Genomic DNA, 15,200 nt, shown 5'->3' on the forward strand with positions numbered 1-15,200 from the left:
AATTCTATTTCTCATCATTCCAGTTTCATTATTAAATTTTACCTAACTATCTTATGCCTTCACCTACACCGGCATCAGGAGCTGTTAGAATACAGGAACTATCCCCAGCAGCCAGCACCATACCCTCAGACTTTATTCCGAAGAGCTTGGCAGGTTTAAGGTTAACCAGGATGATAACCTTCTGATTGAGCAAAGCCTCTGATGAATATTTAGTGGCTAAACCGGCTACAACCTGTAACTGTTTGTCCTTAACATCCACCATTAACTTCAGTAACTTTTCAGAGCCTTTAACTTTCTCTGCGCCTATAATTTTACCAACACGTAAATCTAGTTTAGCGAAATCTTCAATACTGATTAGATTATCCATAGTTTCTGTCTCCTCTAAATTTGTATAAAGTGCATTTTTCTCTTTTTCAATAGTTTCATCATCAATTTTAGCAAATAATGGTTTAGCTTTAAGTAGGGAAGTACCGGCTGGTATGAATTGGGTGGAATCTTCCCATTTCAGAATATCATTTTTATCATGACTTAAACCAAGAATTTCTCTCATCTCACCAGCTTTAACTGGGAGGTAGGGACTTATAATAACACTGATCACTTTTGCCAGCTGATTACACAGATAAAGAGTAGTAGCTGACCGATCTCCTTCTTCTTTAACAGTTTTCCATGGTTCCTGGTCATTGAAGTATTTGTTTCCCAGTTTGGCCAGTTTTATTATCTCCTTCAGACCTTCCCGGAAATCAAAGCTCTCTATATATTCACCAACCCTCTTCGGGGTGGCTATTATCTCGTCTTTAACTTCCTGATCATAGTCATTGAAGGAACCCGGCTGGGGTATTTCGCCCTGGAAGAAACGGTGGGTGAAGGAGAAGGTACGGTGTAGGAAATTCCCCACCACATCGGCCAGTTCATCATTGACTCTCCTCTGGAAGTCATCCCATGAAAAGTCAGTGTCCCTGGTGAGGGGTGCATTGGCCACCAGGTAGTACCTCAATAAATCAGAGTCGAATTTCTCCATAAAATCAGCTGCCCAGATCACCCAGTTCTTACTGGTTGACATTTTAAGGCCCTCAAGGGACAGGTATTCCCCGGCTACGATGTTGTAGGGTAATTTACAGCCGTAAGCCATGAGCATGGCTTGCCAGAATATGCTGTGGTGGTAGATGATGTCTTTTCCAATGAAGTGCACTGCCCGGTCATCCCAGTAAGGCTCCCATGGAGTGTTTTCACGGCGGGCCCACTGTGCTGCTGATGAAATGTAACCCAGGAATGCTTCACCCCACACATAGATGATCTTACCCTCAGCATCATCCAGGGGTACTGGTATACCCCAATCCATATCCCGGGTTAAAATCCAATCCTTCAATCCCTCATTAATCCATTGCATTGTATAATTACGGACATTGGCGGGTAATTCAGGGTTATCCTGAATACATTCCTTTAATTGTTCCTGGAAATGGCTTAAACGGAAATAGTACTGATTGGACTCCCTAATCTCCGGGTTTGACTGGCAGATTAGACATTTTGGTTCCATCAGCTGCACTGGTTCCAGGTGCCGGCCACAGGTCTCGCAATGATCACCACGGGCACCTTCTCCACTACAATGGGGGCAGGTTCCCTCCACGTAACGGTCCGGGAGGAACCGGTCACAATCACCACAGTATAGCTGCTGGATGGTCTTGGGATAAATACAGTTCTTCTGGTAGAGATCCAAAAAGAAGTTCTGAGAGATCTCATAATGAAGTGGATCAGTGGTTCTGGAGAAGTTATCAAATGAAATATCTGATAATTCCAGATCCTTACGGATCAACTCGTAATTACGAGTGGCAATATCCATGGGAGATATTCCTTCCTTTTCTGCCTGAACAGCTATTGGTGTTCCGTGTTCATCAGTGGCACACACAAACAGTACATCAGTACCTTTCATCCGATGGTAACGGGCATAGATATCAGCCGGTATGTAAGTGGAACGCAGATGTCCCAGATGGCAGGGGCCATTGGCGTAGGGTAGGGCGCAGGTGATAAATAATTTACTCGAATCTTTATTCAATGATATTCCTCCTATAATAACCTTGTTGAGAATGATATTCCTTATCTGGACTTAGATATCTATTTTTAAATATTTATTAACCATCATAGGGTAAAAACTCACTTGGAGTTAATGATAAACAATAATATCTTTTTTTATCTAATTTCTATATAAGATTTATCCATTTGATCAATCCCCCTCCAATAATCAACAAAAACCAAATGGTCTTAAAATCATCATTAAACCGATTATTGGAAAGATTTGAGAAAGATATAATAAGTTAATTAAGTCCAGTAGTATATCAATTATCTGAATAGCTCATCAATAAATTTTTTTAAGCGGATATACAACAGTTAAACTATGGTTTCCATCTCTTTTTTAAACCCACTATCACCTGAGGGAAAAGACATAGTAAGGGAACTGGGTAGCTTTGAAGGCATATCCCAAGATATCCCTGAACTTAGAAGAATAGTTACTCGTAACCCTTCCCAGGAAATTACGGATGATAAGGAAATACCCTCTAACTATTTGGAACTGGCCCTTAAAAGGATGGAATGGTATATAAAGAAAAAACATGACCGGGAATTTAACATCCGGAGATATTCATTTCTATCTGATCAGGCCATAACTCGTTATGATATTATCTCATTCTATCTTTTATGCCAGGCTATTGGAGTTAAATTTGGACCCAACTCACGGGAAACCCGGGTCATGGTTGAAGCCCAGGGAGATTTGATTCAGGAGAGACTGGGAAAACTACATACTGAGGAAAGAAGATTAATAGTAGATGAAGCTCTGCAAATGTTAATTAAAGGTGATAGGGTTCACTGGACATTTTTCCAGGAATTATTAGGTACTCGTAAGATACGTCTAACTGACCTGGTGCTGGATAAAGGGGAATTAATCCTGGAACGTGAGGATTTCATTGATCGATTTGGCCCTCGGATAAATCACCGGAATCCCAACAGCATGTACCAGTTGTTGATTGGTGATGAACTGAAGGAACTAATCATGGTTAAGATGATCATGCAGGAAACCGAGGATTACATTAAACAAGTCCATGAAAAGGCTCGTATCATGGTGGAACCCAACCCTGTACTCCTTGAACTGGCCGATGAGGTGGCTGAGGTACTGGCCGAACAAATGCAACACTATGGTTATGGAACTGGTCGGGGTGGTGGCGGACCCATGAAATCCGGACCACTGAACCATCTGGCATTCCCACCCTGCGCGAAGAAAGCATTGGAAGGAATAAAATCAGGGGGAAGGAATGATGCCATTGTACTATTCATGACTCCATTTGTATCCTATGCCCGACTTTACCCGGATGTTTTCCGAATGAACATCTCCAAGCGAGTATCTGATCAGGACCCCCAACTGGAGATCACTGAAAACGAGGTCCTGCCATTGATCTACGAGGCTGCCCAACGATGTGTTCCTCCATTATTCGATGACCAGCCCCAGGAAAAGGTTAATATCAATGCCAAACTTGGTTTCGGAATGCACTCTACCCTGAAAATGGAACACGAAGGTGAAACCACCTGGTACACCCCTATGAGTTGTGAGAAGATCAAGCTGCACCTACCCCATCTTTGTCGACCTGATGATACCTGTAAAAAGATAGGAAATCCTCTGAGTTATTATAACCGGATGATATGGGAAGTACGGAATTTGAATCAGGAAGATTCTAATTCTACTGATTCAGGCACAGTTAATGAACATTCTAATGTACCAGTTGAAGGTAAAAATTCTAATACGGTTAACTGTGCAGAGAATATAGAAGATGAAAGTATGGTTCCAGAGAAAAGCGGCAAATCTAATGATGATAGTTCAGAGGAGGTCTGATTTACTGTGGATCTAAAACCAGCCACCCCCAATGAACGCCGCAAGTACTACCGGGAAGAATGGAATGTAAAAGATATACCAGATTTCATTCTGAACACTCTAGCCCAGAGGGAATTTGGATTTGACCATATGGGCAGAGGGCCCAATGACCGTTATCGTGTATTCCAGAATCAAGATTATCTAAGAAAGTTCATGCGATACCGCACACCCTTTGCTGCCTACTCTTCAGTGGCATTTTATCAGAAACCTCGGCGCAGGGATGGATGGATAAAGGCAGAGCTGGTCTTTGATGTTGATGCCAAGGACATACCTATAAGAACATGCGGATGTGAAAATGTCTGTGAGATATGTTTGAATCAGGCCAAGGACATCGTCCATGGACTGATAGACACCTTAAAAGGTGATCTGGGTCTTTCTGATATTCGTGTGGTTTACTCTGGCCGAGGTTATCACATCCGAGTGCTGGATGATGGAGTGATGGGTATGGGTAGTGATGTACGTAGCCAAGTCGTTAAATATATAGTGGGTTCTGAAGTGCCACGAAGTGAATACTCCAGCCACGGGATGAAATACAAACTGGAACACTTCACCATCCCCTTTGCCTATCCTCAGGTATTCACCGAACGGGTGAAACAGGCTCTTTTTGCAGTAAACCTGGACACTGAAATTGATGATGTGAGTAGGGATATAAAGAAAGCAGTGATTAAGCACCGGGAATTATTAACCAATGATCAATGGGGATTATTCCGAAAAGAAATAGGGCCAATGAGGTATGCCAGACTGGTTAAAGGTATAGCATCCCTAAATCTGACTTTAGTGGATGCCAAGGTCTCCATTGACCTTAAAAGGATATTAAGATTACCATCATCCTTACATTCAGGTGTTAGTATGAAATCCACCCTAATTAAAAACCTGGAAACATTCGATCCCTTCCAGGAAGCAGTTCCTAAATTCGTCTACGAAAGAACGGATTAACCATTTGGAAATATTTCAATTTAGTATCCCTAAAGACAGTAATAAAAAGAAAAATAAAATTCAAATTGAATGCAATAAGAACCAGTGAAGAGAGTTTTATGGTTTGAAAACCTTAATCACGAATTAATAGTTCATTTTTGTGCAGATAAAAGTGTAAGAATTTAAGTATATCTTCATCTACATCCCTGGCAACTAAAAGGTCCAGAACATCCACTAAATTATATTTTTCCAGGATTTTCTTCTTCAGATGTTTTCCCACTCTGAGGTTTTTGATCCCCCCTGGAGTGAGTGTTCCCTGGATCAGGGACTCTGCATCCGGATACTGGCGGGGAATCAGGGTTACCCACTGATCACCTTCTATCCAAGATTCAGGGTGTTTATCGTGGAATCTTTCACTGTTTTCATGGTCCCATGCTGTTGGCCCAGAATGTTTTTTAAAGGGAATAAGATGCCAGGTGTCCAATTCTAAGAGTATTAATCCTCTTTTATTTTCATCACTCCAGTAATCACTCCCCATAACCTTAAAGTCATCATTTTCCAGGATTTTCACCAGTGATTTTTCAGTTTTCTGGATCTGGGGGTGCAGGGCATCGGCAGGAATATTCGGTGTGGGGAAGGCCAGCATAACTAGATGGGTTTTCCTTTTTTTAAATTTATCTCTCAAGGCCTCCCGATTATATTGGATTTTTTTGGGGTAAAAGTATGATTTTTTCGGATTTTTCAGGAAATTACCCGCAGCAACACGAAATTCTGCCATTTTTTGTAGTGTTAAGGCTGCAGAAACATTCCGGTTTCCATCAGTAGGATCCACCACTACCAGGGGATCCTTGAAAAGGTGTGCTGTACTGTAATTCATGAGATCGATCTGGTAGCCGGGTTTCCACTGGTGGAATGCTCCTTTAAGAACATCCAGAAAGGAACCATAATGAATTACCAGTAATTCACACAGATATCCGGAGAAACCACCCACTTTGAATTCAGATCCATAGGTTCCCACCATCTTCATGAAACGCTTCAGAAGACGTACTTCCTGGGCCTGGCTTGGTTTCAAGTTGGTTAATATATACTGAGTGTGGAGAAGGGTGCGATCCACTGCTGATTTCAGTTCACTGGAATCTTTAATATCATAACAGGGAACAAAATCAACAGGATAACCTTCAATATCACCGGTTAGGTAGGGATGTGATGCGTAACGCTCTTCATAGGCACCATTCATAGTTTTTATACATTTTTTGGCTAATTCCAGACCCTGATTCTTCAGATCATCCAGGGAGGTGGTTAGTGGAAATTTGATGAAAATATCAATGTCCAAATCTTCCTTATCTCCGGTGGAAATCCAAGTATTTTTGGCCACAGAACCAAGGAGGACAGCTTCAGCATCAATACCCTCCTCTTGAGCATCATGGTTAATAATTTCAATTAATTTTAAAGACAGATCATGAACTTTATGTTCCTCTTCCTCGGAGGGTTCTATGTCATTTAGGATAGGCTGAAAATCAATCACTTATAATACCTCAAAATATTTTAATAGATTTTTTTTTTTTTAAGTTCAATAATTTTAATATTCAAATGAATTATTTCATGTATAATTTTAATTGGTCTTGAATCATATTTAATTCCCATTCATCTTCATTCATAGCTCCATTTTTTATTCATATTGGACCTTACTATCTTTATTTATCTTTAGATCTGCGTAAATATATGAATTTAGAGGGTTTTGAATGAAATTCCTTACCTTAGATGAAAAATTCCTTAACATCAGTGTAGATGGGGCCCACCGGGGTGAGTTCACTCTTTTTTAGGACCAGTTTTTCCACGGTCATATGACCAATTTCTATTTCCTGCATTTTTTTAATGGTCTCTGCCAGTATTTCCTTGTTCTGGGGACCTTTAACCCGGGCTATGGTAAGGTGGGGGATGTAACTTCTCTCCTTTTTAAACCCCATTTTCACGAATTCCTGATCAAGATCCATTTGAAGTCTAGAAAAACATTGCGGATCTTCAATTCCCAACCAGATAACCCTCATATATCCCATGTGAGGGAACACACCAGTTCCTTTGATGTGCAAGGGGAATGATTGGTAATTTTCCAGTTTATCCTGAATAATACTGGTGATAACATTGGCTTGGGAGGGAGAAATATCGCCGAAAAATTTCAAGGTGAAATGCAAGTTATCAGGTTCAACTATTTTCAATGGTGCATCTGTTTTTTTAAGCTCCCTTTGAACTTCCTGAATTTTACGGGATAATCTGCTATCTAAATCAACTGCCATAAATGCTCTCACAAGAATCACCTGTAAATTTTGTTATATTCAATTTAAATCCAGAATAATCATTTTGCTCGATTGAATCAATAAATTAATTCTGATTTTACAGTTCTGGATTTATTTTTCCCCTTCTTGGTCTATTTCATGATTATGAAATATATTTTGAATCATTTAATCTCAATATTAAATAATTAATCTTAACAGTTTTAAATTATCTATTATTTATCGTATTATCAAATAACAAGATTTTTTATCCTTCTCAAACTTTCCAGGGGAGTTTCAATGGTGTTTAATAGATAAACATCTACTGTCTGAAATAAATTCTGGAAGAAGGTCTTTCTAATGTGAAGTTTCCGCTGGTCCCTAACCAATTGGTGTGGATTGCAGAAATCATTCTCCACCATAAAATTAAGAGCTTCAACCGGGTCCAGTTTCCGGAAGGGAGGATTAGAATTATTTCTTTCCAGTAGAACCACACTTTTTAGGGTGCTGGTTTCCCGAACCCTTCCCTTGAAGAGGGTGTTAACATCGGCGATTCCCCGTCCCTTGTTATCCAGCTTCACACGATTAACTTCTTCTGAAAACTTCTCCCAGACTTGGGCCAGGTCGTCACGGATGTATGAATTCTTTTCTGAAGAATATATGACAGCACCATTGTTGAATAAGCGGGTGAAGAACCAGTCATCGGATATGTAATTAAAGTCATCATACTGGAGGAGTCCGTAGGTCAGGGTGGTTTTACCAGTTCCAGATGGTCCGATGATGGCCAGGGAATGACCACCACAGTCAACTGCAGATCCATGGGTAGAATAACGTCGGTGTTCAGAGTGATATTCCTCAAAAAAGTCAGAAATAGCTGCCAACGCTATGCTTTTTATCCAACCATAATAATCACAGTTTTTAATAATGCAGGTTTTGGATATGGGTTCGTATAACACCTGTAGTTGGCCATCATCCTCAACTGAGAAGATCTTGGCATGGGGTCGTATATCTTCATTCATGAACTTGAAATTATCTTCCCATTCCTCTTTATAATCTTCATTATCAGTTAGGAGTTTAACACAAGCACCATGGATATTGGCCTTTCTTTCGAACTTAACTTTACTCTTAAGTTTATTGAACATCTCATCCTTAATATAAGGTGTCACTAATTCCACTTTGTAAGTTGACATTCAGTTAACCCCGTTATTATCCTAATATTTTAATAACCGTTATATATTATGGTGTTAATGGGTCTTTTAACTTTCTCTGATTTTCTTTAAATAAATTACATGTTTGTAGAAGTTATATAAGAAAATATTTTTATTATTGATGGGACAGGGGGGGTTATTGTTCTAACTGGTTGATCACGTTTTGAAGTTGGGTTTTCAAGTTTTCCATGGCAATGTTATATTGTCTCAAATTGTGGGTCAGCTTTCTCAAGTCTTCGGCATATGCTTTGGTATCTCCCTTTTCAAAATCAGTGTACAATTTCTGATTTATAGCCTCGGTTTCATTATTCAAGCGGGAAATTTCCTCATGGGTACTGGTGATATTCTTTATCTGGCTGGAGATATCTCCACGTAAAGCAAGATCATAGGCCCAAATCCTATTACTGTAAGATTTATTATATTCAACCATATTCTGATTTATAAATACCATGGGTATTGTATTACCCATCCTCATTGAGTTTGCCACTTCAGTTCTCTCTTTCTGAGAGACATAACTCAGTGCAGATGTTCTTTCCATATCAGCTGCTGCAATTTCCAGTTCCGCAATGCTGGATTCATTGTTCATCGGGACTTGTAAAGTATTCAATTCTGCTTTAAATGCATTGGCATCCATGGGCATTAAAACAGTTGTAACCGCAGCATAAAACAGGCCATAAACTCCAACAATAGCTATTAAAAAAATAAACAATCCTAAAATCTTTTTATTAATCTTTTAGCCCCCATTATATTGATTATTAATTACATACTTCTTGTAACGGATATGTAAGAAAGTAATATTTAAAATTTTAGTTTAGATGGGGTTTTCTATGTGTCTAAAATCTTAATTTACCAGATCCACTAATTAAGAAGGTGATTAAGTATTAAATAATGATTTGAGAAGATAATATAATTATTATTTCTAAAAAAGTTATAAATTTTCAATTTAAGCTCTTAAAATTAATTATTTTAAATAACTTTTGGTGTTTTGGGGGATGAAAACAAAAATTTAAGAGATAAAATTTTAGAGTTTTATTTTATCTCCTCTTAGGGTCATGTATTATTTTTCAATTATACTCTCTTCAATGGCCATTCCAAAGTGCCGGGCATTGGGGTCCAGGTAAATCATAATTTTATCCCCAACTTTCAAATCAGCTACAGAAATAGGTTTTCCATCCTCACTAACCAGTCGAATGGTTTCAGCGTTTTGGAGGAGGGTGCGAAGTACCACGCCTTCGTATTCTCCTTCAACCAGCATCAATGGACGTTTTTCGATTTTAACCCGTCCCACTATGGCTACTTTGCTATTACCTTCCTTGTCCACAGTTAAGACTTCATCCCCAGTTTCCAGTTCCGAGAGATATTTGGTCTTGTTACCAGGGGTCATGACGTAGGCGTGCACTGGGCCTGCGTTAACCCGGAAGGGTCGTGAAGCAACATATTCACTTTCCATGGACTCGCTGTGCACCAGGAACAGTCCCTGGGAGTAGGATCCAACCAGCATGCCTTCACCCAGTTGCATCATGGAGCAGGTGTCCACACACACCCGGTCTCCAATACCCACTGGTTCTACCTTGGAAATGGTGGCTGCTTTAAGCTCATAATTTTCGCTCTGTATCTTCTCCATTAACTCGGCCACCTTTTTTATCTGACTTATTTCATGGGGGCAGAGGAGCACACCATCGGTTCCATGTTCCATGGTTTCCAGGGCCAGCTTAGCCTCATCATAATCTGCGACTGCGGCAATGATCTTGACTTTCTCACCCTGCAATCCAGCGATTATGTTTTCCAGAGGGATGACTTTCCAGTCACGCCCCAATAAGATCAGGTAATCCGCATCTTTCCCCAGTAATGCGGCCAGTTCTTCGTGTTTTTTGGATAGGATCTCCACGTAGGCTGCTACCTTTTTATCCCTTCTTTTCAACCTATTTACAGCTGCAAGATCCTTGGATTCTCTGAGATCATCCGGTATGATGAGAGTTCCATCTCCTTCACTGTTTCGACCCACCAGCACCACATCAGAGCCTTCAATGTCAGAGATGAGTTTTAGGTTACCAAGTTTGCGAATGTTGTCCACATCGGTAAAATCAACAATGTGATCTATTCCTGATTCCAGTGCAGTGGTAATGAATTGCTTTTTTTTATCCCATACATTCCCTTCGGCCATTATCCATGCAAATTTCATAGGTTTAACCTTCTAAATGGATTGATAATTCTGTTAATTACTAAAGTAGTTTTTTTAGTATTTGGGTTTTTATTTGCCATTGAGAATCTTCAGAGCTTCATCAATATCCAGGTCATTGTGTACAATCTCTGCTATGGCCCGGGTTGTTTTCTGTGGTGATCTGGCCTGGAATATGTTCCTACCTATGGCCACACCGGCTCCACCCATATCAACCGCGTTTTTCACCATTTCCAGTAGTTCTCGGTCAGTTTCAACCCTGGGGCCTCCGGCAATTACTAGGGGCACTGGGCATCCATCGATGACTTCTTTGAAGGTGTCCGGGTCTCCAGTGTAGTTGGTTTTAATGATATCCGCTCCCAGTTCAGCACCGGCACGAGCTGCCAGTTTCACCACTTCAGCATCGTGTTCATTGTCGATTTTTTTGCCTCTAGGATACATCATGGCAATAAGTGGCATCCCCCAATCATCACAGATCTCGGAAATACTTCCCAGGTGCATTAACATCTCGGGCTCCATCTCGGATCCAACGTTTACATGCACTGATACTGCGTCTGCTCCCAGTTGGATGGCTTTTTCTACTGAGGTCACCAGTACTTTATGATCTGGGTCTGGTCCCAGGGCAGTACTGGCCGATAAATGAATAATCAGTCCGATGTCTCTTCCATATCCATGGTGTCCTGTGCCGACCATTCCCTTATGCATTATTACAGCGTTGGCTCCACCACTGGCGACTTCATCAATGGTTTCTGCCATTTTAATTATTCCCTCCACCGGTCCTATGGAAACACCGTGGTCCATGGGTACAATAACGCTTCTCCCAGTTTTTCGGTTGATTATCCTTTCAATCCTGATTTTCTTTCCTATCATAAATACCCTCCATTTTATAGTTTAGGAGACCAGAGTTTAAGTTCTTTTAATCGCGGTGGGATGCCATCATCCCCACAGGACTCCAACCACCCATGATTGGATCTGATGATCTCAGAACTGGTTGATGAGTGAATGAAATCTAAAAGACCTCTATTTCTAATTATAGTTTCCCGAGGTTTTAAAGTTGATGACCAAATGAAGAAAACTTTAAAGGTAGTGTCGGGATGATAACCCCCACCCAGATCCACCGATAAAACATCACACCCACCTAACTCATCCACTTTTTTGGCCACTTCTTCCAGGGTTTCATGAAGACGCACATCACTTTGGATAAATTCAATGGGGGTTGTGACTTCTTTTTTCAGTTCATCTAGTTTCTCATTGGATTCAGTGCCTTTATCCAGTGCTATTATTTTTCCATCAGGTGCCAATTGGGATATGATTCGGGTGGAATTGCCTATATGACAGCCCAGTTCCACCACCACATCATCCTCTTTAATGATATCTTTTAGAACCTGTCTATAAACTTTAATATCGTATACTACATTGATCATGGGTAATCAGTCCTTTTTTTAGGATAATCAATGATTTGCATCTAAAAATTAATATATGGCAATTACTATAATATCTTTAGTTAAGGCAATTACCACAAATATCCATAGAAATATGGGGTTTGGGGATGCAGTGAACTTAATTAAAAGTCATAGGTGGGGATTTATTATGGCTTCTGAAGAAGTAAAAGAGTTGGAAAAAACTGTTGATGAATTGAATCAACAACAAGTTGATCTGGAAAATGAGATCAACAATTTAAATCTCCTGAAGATCGAGAAATTAAAATCCATTAATGATGAACTTGAAATCAAGATTGAATGGATGGATAAAGAAAGAATAAAGGCTACTAAAGAAAGGGATAACCTCCTACGTAAGGTTAGGCATTCCAATGAAAAAAGCTGGAAGAATGCCTTGAAAATGATTGGTATTTTGGGATTTTTGGATCTGGTGGTGGTACCAGCCATAATCATAGTACTGTCCATACCCCTGCAGTGGATATTTGTATCCCTGGGCCTGGTTACCTTCCTGGGTATGATGCTCATTGTAAATTACATGTCAGGAACATCACCCTTCAACACCGGTGAAATCCGGAAGGCCATAACCGTATCACTTATAACAGTGTACTTGGCCTTCGCTCCTTTAATGGCCTTTGGTCTGGTGGTATTCCCCATGGGAAGTTCAGCACAAACCATTGTAACCAACTTTACCTGGCTCATTGGCGCAGTAATTGTACTCTATTTTGGCACTCGGCCGGTAGAAGAGTATATTAAGAATAGAAAGGAAGGGTAAAAGGAGAATTAGATTTTTTAAATTTATTTTCGCTCATCTCCCGGAAAGTGTACAAAGGTATATGTAGTTTGCAGTTCAAATAATAATGTATGAAAGATCGAAGTTTAGCATGCGAGTTGTCGGTTCCGGACGATGATAAAGCTTTACAGGTTTTCAGATGCATAAGATGGTCTGATGGGGTTTATTGTCCGAAATGCAAGTCTTTTGAAGTGTACAATCGCGGATATTTGAATAAAACTCACATTAAGCGATATTCTTGTAAGACTTGCGGGAAAAATTTCACTGACTTTACTGGAACCATTTTTTCCAACAAAAAATTACCTCTGGGTGATATGTTCTACATAATCCTGAACTTAGATAAAAAAAGCATTAAACGTTTAGCTGATGAATCAGGACATAAATGGGACAGCGTTTATAGATTAGCTCAGGAGTTCAGGGAATGTTTGGTTGATGAAGCCAAAGATCCAGTTTTGTCAGGGGAAATTGAATTTGATGAAATGTACCAATCAGCAGGCACCAAAGGTTTAAAAAAAACATCCGAGAACTAGAGGACTTAAACAACGTGGAAGAGGCACTTATGATAAAGATAAGCCCCCAATAATCTCCATGATTGAAAGAGGAAGTCGAAACACCATTTTGGTTGTTGAAAAGAACCTTTCCAAGGTTTTAATACATAGAAAGATAGAAACTCACTGTAATGGGTCCATTAAGGCCTTTACGGATGACTATACAATTTACAGTGGACTAGAAGAACATCCGCAGGTCATAGAACACCATATAATCAACCATTCTGCAAAAGAATATGCTGATGGTGACAATCACGTGAACAACTGTGAAAACCGACATTCACTAATAAGGCCCTATTTGAACATTTTTAGAGGCATATCCAAGAAAAAGCTAAACACCTATGTAAAATTTTATCAATTCACTTTCAACAATGGAATAAACTGGTTTCAAAAAGCACTTGCAACCATTTTATAAAAATGTACACTTACAGGGAGATGAGCGTTTATTTTTAATGCGAATTATGTTAGTTTCTATTTTTAATTAGAATTAGATCTAGCTTCTATTTTTAAGTGTTGATGCTCGGCTGCCAGCAACATATCCGGTTGAAAAAGCCTGTTGAAGGTTATAACCTCCCCTTCGACCACATCCTGCTATTATTTCCCCTGCAAAATATAATCCATCAACCAGTTTTGATTCCATAGTTTGGGGATTTATTTCTTTTTTCGTCACACCACCACAGGTGACCAGGGCTTTGTTCAGAGGAAGATGTCCATTTATGGTTAAAGGGAGGGCTTTTAATGTTTCCTGTAGGTGTAATCTCTCTTTTTTAGTGATCTGATTCAACTTTTTATGAGGATCAACTGAAATGGTTTTTAAGATGGGGTCAATGGTGCTGTTAGGAAGGTAGTTCTTCAAATAAGTTTTCAAACTCTTTTTACTGTTATTCTGGAAATCCTCCATCAACTGCCCTCCCAATCCATCCTGTTTGATTTCTGGTAGAAAATCAATGTATAGCTTCAGATCCCCATGTTTATCCATTAGTTCCACAATCATATGGCTCATATCCAGGATAACTGGTCCAGAAACACCGAAATGGGTTAAAAGAAGGTTTCCTTGGGGAAATGCTATTTTTTTCCCTCCGTATCCTATCCTTAATCCCACATTTTCCAGAGTAACTCCCTTTAATTGATGCACCCATTCCTCTCGCACCCGTAGTGGAACACCCCCTGGTTTTAATTCGGTTATATGGTGACCTAATAATTTTGCAATGTCCAGTCCATCTCCAGTGGAACCTGTAAATTTATAGGTAACTCCACCAGTTGCAATTATAACTTTATGGGCAGTAATTAACTCATGAGCCGCTGAAGATAGTTTAAAAACTTTAGATATCTTTTGTAATTGTTTCATACGATAATTATAAAGAATTTTAACTCTGTATTCATCCAGTACCTTTTCTAAAACATCCACTACTGATTTGGCATTTTCGGTAACAGGGAATACACGTCCTTCTTCTTCCACTTTCAATTCAAGTCCATTGCTTTTGAAGAAATCCATAAGATCTTGGTTGGAAAACTTAGTGAAGGCGTCTCGGTAAAATGCACCTTTTTTTCCAAATTTTTCCAGGAAAACTTTCAGATTAGCAGTATTGGTAAGGTTGCATCTGCCATTACCAGTTAAAAGTAGTTTATGGCCTATTTTTTCATTCCTTTCCAGTAAAATTACTTTATTGCCCATTTGCGCCCCCTGAATAGCAGCCATACACCCTGCAGGTCCTGCTCCGATGACCGCAATGTCGTAGATTTTCATTATTATCATTTCCAGATATTTCTGAATTGAATGTGAGTGTTCCAGTTATAATTATCCGTAATGGACTTCAGTAATGTTTACATTTTTAAGAAGTTACATTAAAGATAAATCTTTAATTTATAATTAATTTTAATCATTCATGTTATTATTTTAAAGATAGGTTAAAAACAGGGAAAATTAAAAAAAATATG

The 15,200-nt window shown here is 39.5% G+C and carries 13 protein-coding genes and 1 pseudogene; 5 read left to right on the top strand and 9 right to left on the bottom strand.

Annotated elements, in window-relative coordinates; genetic code table 11:
• Window positions 1-46: 46 nt before the first annotated feature.
• Window positions 47-2,050: a methionine--tRNA ligase gene (gene metG, locus BK009_RS02815; RefSeq protein WP_100908970.1), complete on the bottom strand. Its 2,004-nt coding sequence runs from the start codon at window positions 2,048-2,050 to the stop codon at window positions 47-49.
• A 339-nt stretch (window positions 2,051-2,389) separates the two neighbouring features.
• On the opposite strand from metG, the gene BK009_RS02820 reads away from it, so the two are divergent.
• Window positions 2,390-3,874: a DNA primase gene (locus tag BK009_RS02820; RefSeq protein WP_100908971.1), complete on the top strand. Its 1,485-nt coding sequence runs from the start codon at window positions 2,390-2,392 to the stop codon at window positions 3,872-3,874.
• Between the two features lie 6 nt (window positions 3,875-3,880).
• On the top strand, window positions 3,881-4,849 hold the full coding sequence (gene priS / locus BK009_RS02825; protein WP_100908972.1) for a DNA primase catalytic subunit PriS: 969 nt from the start codon (window positions 3,881-3,883) through the stop codon (window positions 4,847-4,849).
• A gap of 112 nt (window positions 4,850-4,961) precedes the next feature.
• On the opposite strand, the gene cca is transcribed toward priS, so the two are convergent.
• The 7 genes from cca to BK009_RS02860 all read right to left on the bottom strand — a co-directional run bounded on the left by cca (window position 4,962) and on the right by BK009_RS02860 (window position 11,909).
• Window positions 4,962-6,353 (bottom strand): CCA tRNA nucleotidyltransferase, encoded by a 1,392-nt coding sequence (gene cca, locus BK009_RS02830; protein ID WP_100908973.1) that lies wholly within the window; start codon window positions 6,351-6,353, stop codon window positions 4,962-4,964.
• Window positions 6,354-6,585: 232 nt separating this feature from the next.
• Window positions 6,586-7,134, bottom strand: a complete 549-nt coding sequence (thpR, locus tag BK009_RS02835) for an RNA 2',3'-cyclic phosphodiesterase (protein ID WP_100908974.1) — start codon at window positions 7,132-7,134, stop codon at window positions 6,586-6,588.
• 215 nt (window positions 7,135-7,349) lie between these two features.
• Entirely contained in the window at window positions 7,350-8,288 is a 939-nt protein-coding gene (locus BK009_RS02840) for a phosphoenolpyruvate carboxykinase (ATP) (protein WP_100908975.1), read from the bottom strand.
• Between the two features lie 154 nt (window positions 8,289-8,442).
• A complete protein-coding gene (locus BK009_RS02845) occupies window positions 8,443-9,015 on the bottom strand; it encodes a hypothetical protein (protein WP_100908976.1) in 573 nt (190 codons plus the stop codon).
• 348 nt (window positions 9,016-9,363) lie between these two features.
• A complete protein-coding gene (locus BK009_RS02850; protein ID WP_100907710.1) occupies window positions 9,364-10,488 on the bottom strand; it encodes a 3-dehydroquinate synthase II in 1,125 nt (374 codons plus the stop codon).
• Window positions 10,489-10,557: 69 nt separating this feature from the next.
• Window positions 10,558-11,355 (bottom strand): 2-amino-3,7-dideoxy-D-threo-hept-6-ulosonate synthase, encoded by a 798-nt coding sequence (locus BK009_RS02855; protein WP_100908977.1) that lies wholly within the window; start codon window positions 11,353-11,355, stop codon window positions 10,558-10,560.
• A gap of 14 nt (window positions 11,356-11,369) precedes the next feature.
• Entirely contained in the window at window positions 11,370-11,909 is a 540-nt protein-coding gene (locus BK009_RS02860) for an SAM-dependent methyltransferase (protein WP_100908978.1), read from the bottom strand.
• Window positions 11,910-12,075: 166 nt separating this feature from the next.
• Here BK009_RS02860 and BK009_RS02865 point away from each other — a divergent pair, with 166 nt between their 5' ends.
• The 3 genes and pseudogenes from BK009_RS02865 to BK009_RS02875 form a co-directional block, all read left to right on the top strand.
• Window positions 12,076-12,696 (top strand): hypothetical protein, encoded by a 621-nt coding sequence (locus tag BK009_RS02865; protein ID WP_100908979.1) that lies wholly within the window; start codon window positions 12,076-12,078, stop codon window positions 12,694-12,696.
• An 89-nt stretch (window positions 12,697-12,785) separates the two neighbouring features.
• Window positions 12,786-13,244, top strand: coding sequence for a transposase (locus BK009_RS02870; RefSeq protein WP_100905792.1), 459 nt, complete (start codon window positions 12,786-12,788; stop codon window positions 13,242-13,244).
• A gap of 13 nt (window positions 13,245-13,257) precedes the next feature.
• Window positions 13,258-13,677: pseudogene (locus tag BK009_RS02875) on the top strand (IS1595 family transposase); the annotation flags it as partial.
• A 78-nt stretch (window positions 13,678-13,755) separates the two neighbouring features.
• Here BK009_RS02875 and BK009_RS02880 read toward each other — a convergent pair.
• Window positions 13,756-15,009: a BaiN/RdsA family NAD(P)/FAD-dependent oxidoreductase gene (locus tag BK009_RS02880; protein ID WP_100908980.1), complete on the bottom strand. Its 1,254-nt coding sequence runs from the start codon at window positions 15,007-15,009 to the stop codon at window positions 13,756-13,758.
• Between the last annotated feature and the right edge of the window lie 191 nt (window positions 15,010-15,200).

The organism is Methanobacterium subterraneum, assembly GCF_002813695.1.
GTDB classification, from domain to species: domain Archaea; phylum Methanobacteriota; class Methanobacteria; order Methanobacteriales; family Methanobacteriaceae; genus Methanobacterium; species Methanobacterium subterraneum.

Excerpts from the sequence above, each read along its gene's own strand:
- BK009_RS02820 (WP_100908971.1), top strand. The coding sequence starts at position 2,390 with ATGGTTTCCATCTCTTTTTTAAACCCACTATCACCTGAGGGAAAAGAC.
- BK009_RS02840 (WP_100908975.1), bottom strand. The coding sequence starts at position 8,288 with ATGTCAACTTACAAAGTGGAATTAGTGACACCTTATATTAAGGATGAG.
- BK009_RS02850 (WP_100907710.1), bottom strand. The coding sequence starts at position 10,488 with ATGAAATTTGCATGGATAATGGCCGAAGGGAATGTATGGGATAAAAAA.
- BK009_RS02855 (WP_100908977.1), bottom strand. The coding sequence starts at position 11,355 with ATGATAGGAAAGAAAATCAGGATTGAAAGGATAATCAACCGAAAAACT.
- BK009_RS02860 (WP_100908978.1), bottom strand. The coding sequence starts at position 11,909 with ATGATCAATGTAGTATACGATATTAAAGTTTATAGACAGGTTCTAAAA.
- BK009_RS02865 (WP_100908979.1), top strand. The coding sequence starts at position 12,076 with ATGGCTTCTGAAGAAGTAAAAGAGTTGGAAAAAACTGTTGATGAATTG.
- BK009_RS02870 (WP_100905792.1), top strand. The coding sequence starts at position 12,786 with ATGAAAGATCGAAGTTTAGCATGCGAGTTGTCGGTTCCGGACGATGAT.
- BK009_RS02880 (WP_100908980.1), bottom strand. The coding sequence starts at position 15,009 with ATGAAAATCTACGACATTGCGGTCATCGGAGCAGGACCTGCAGGGTGT.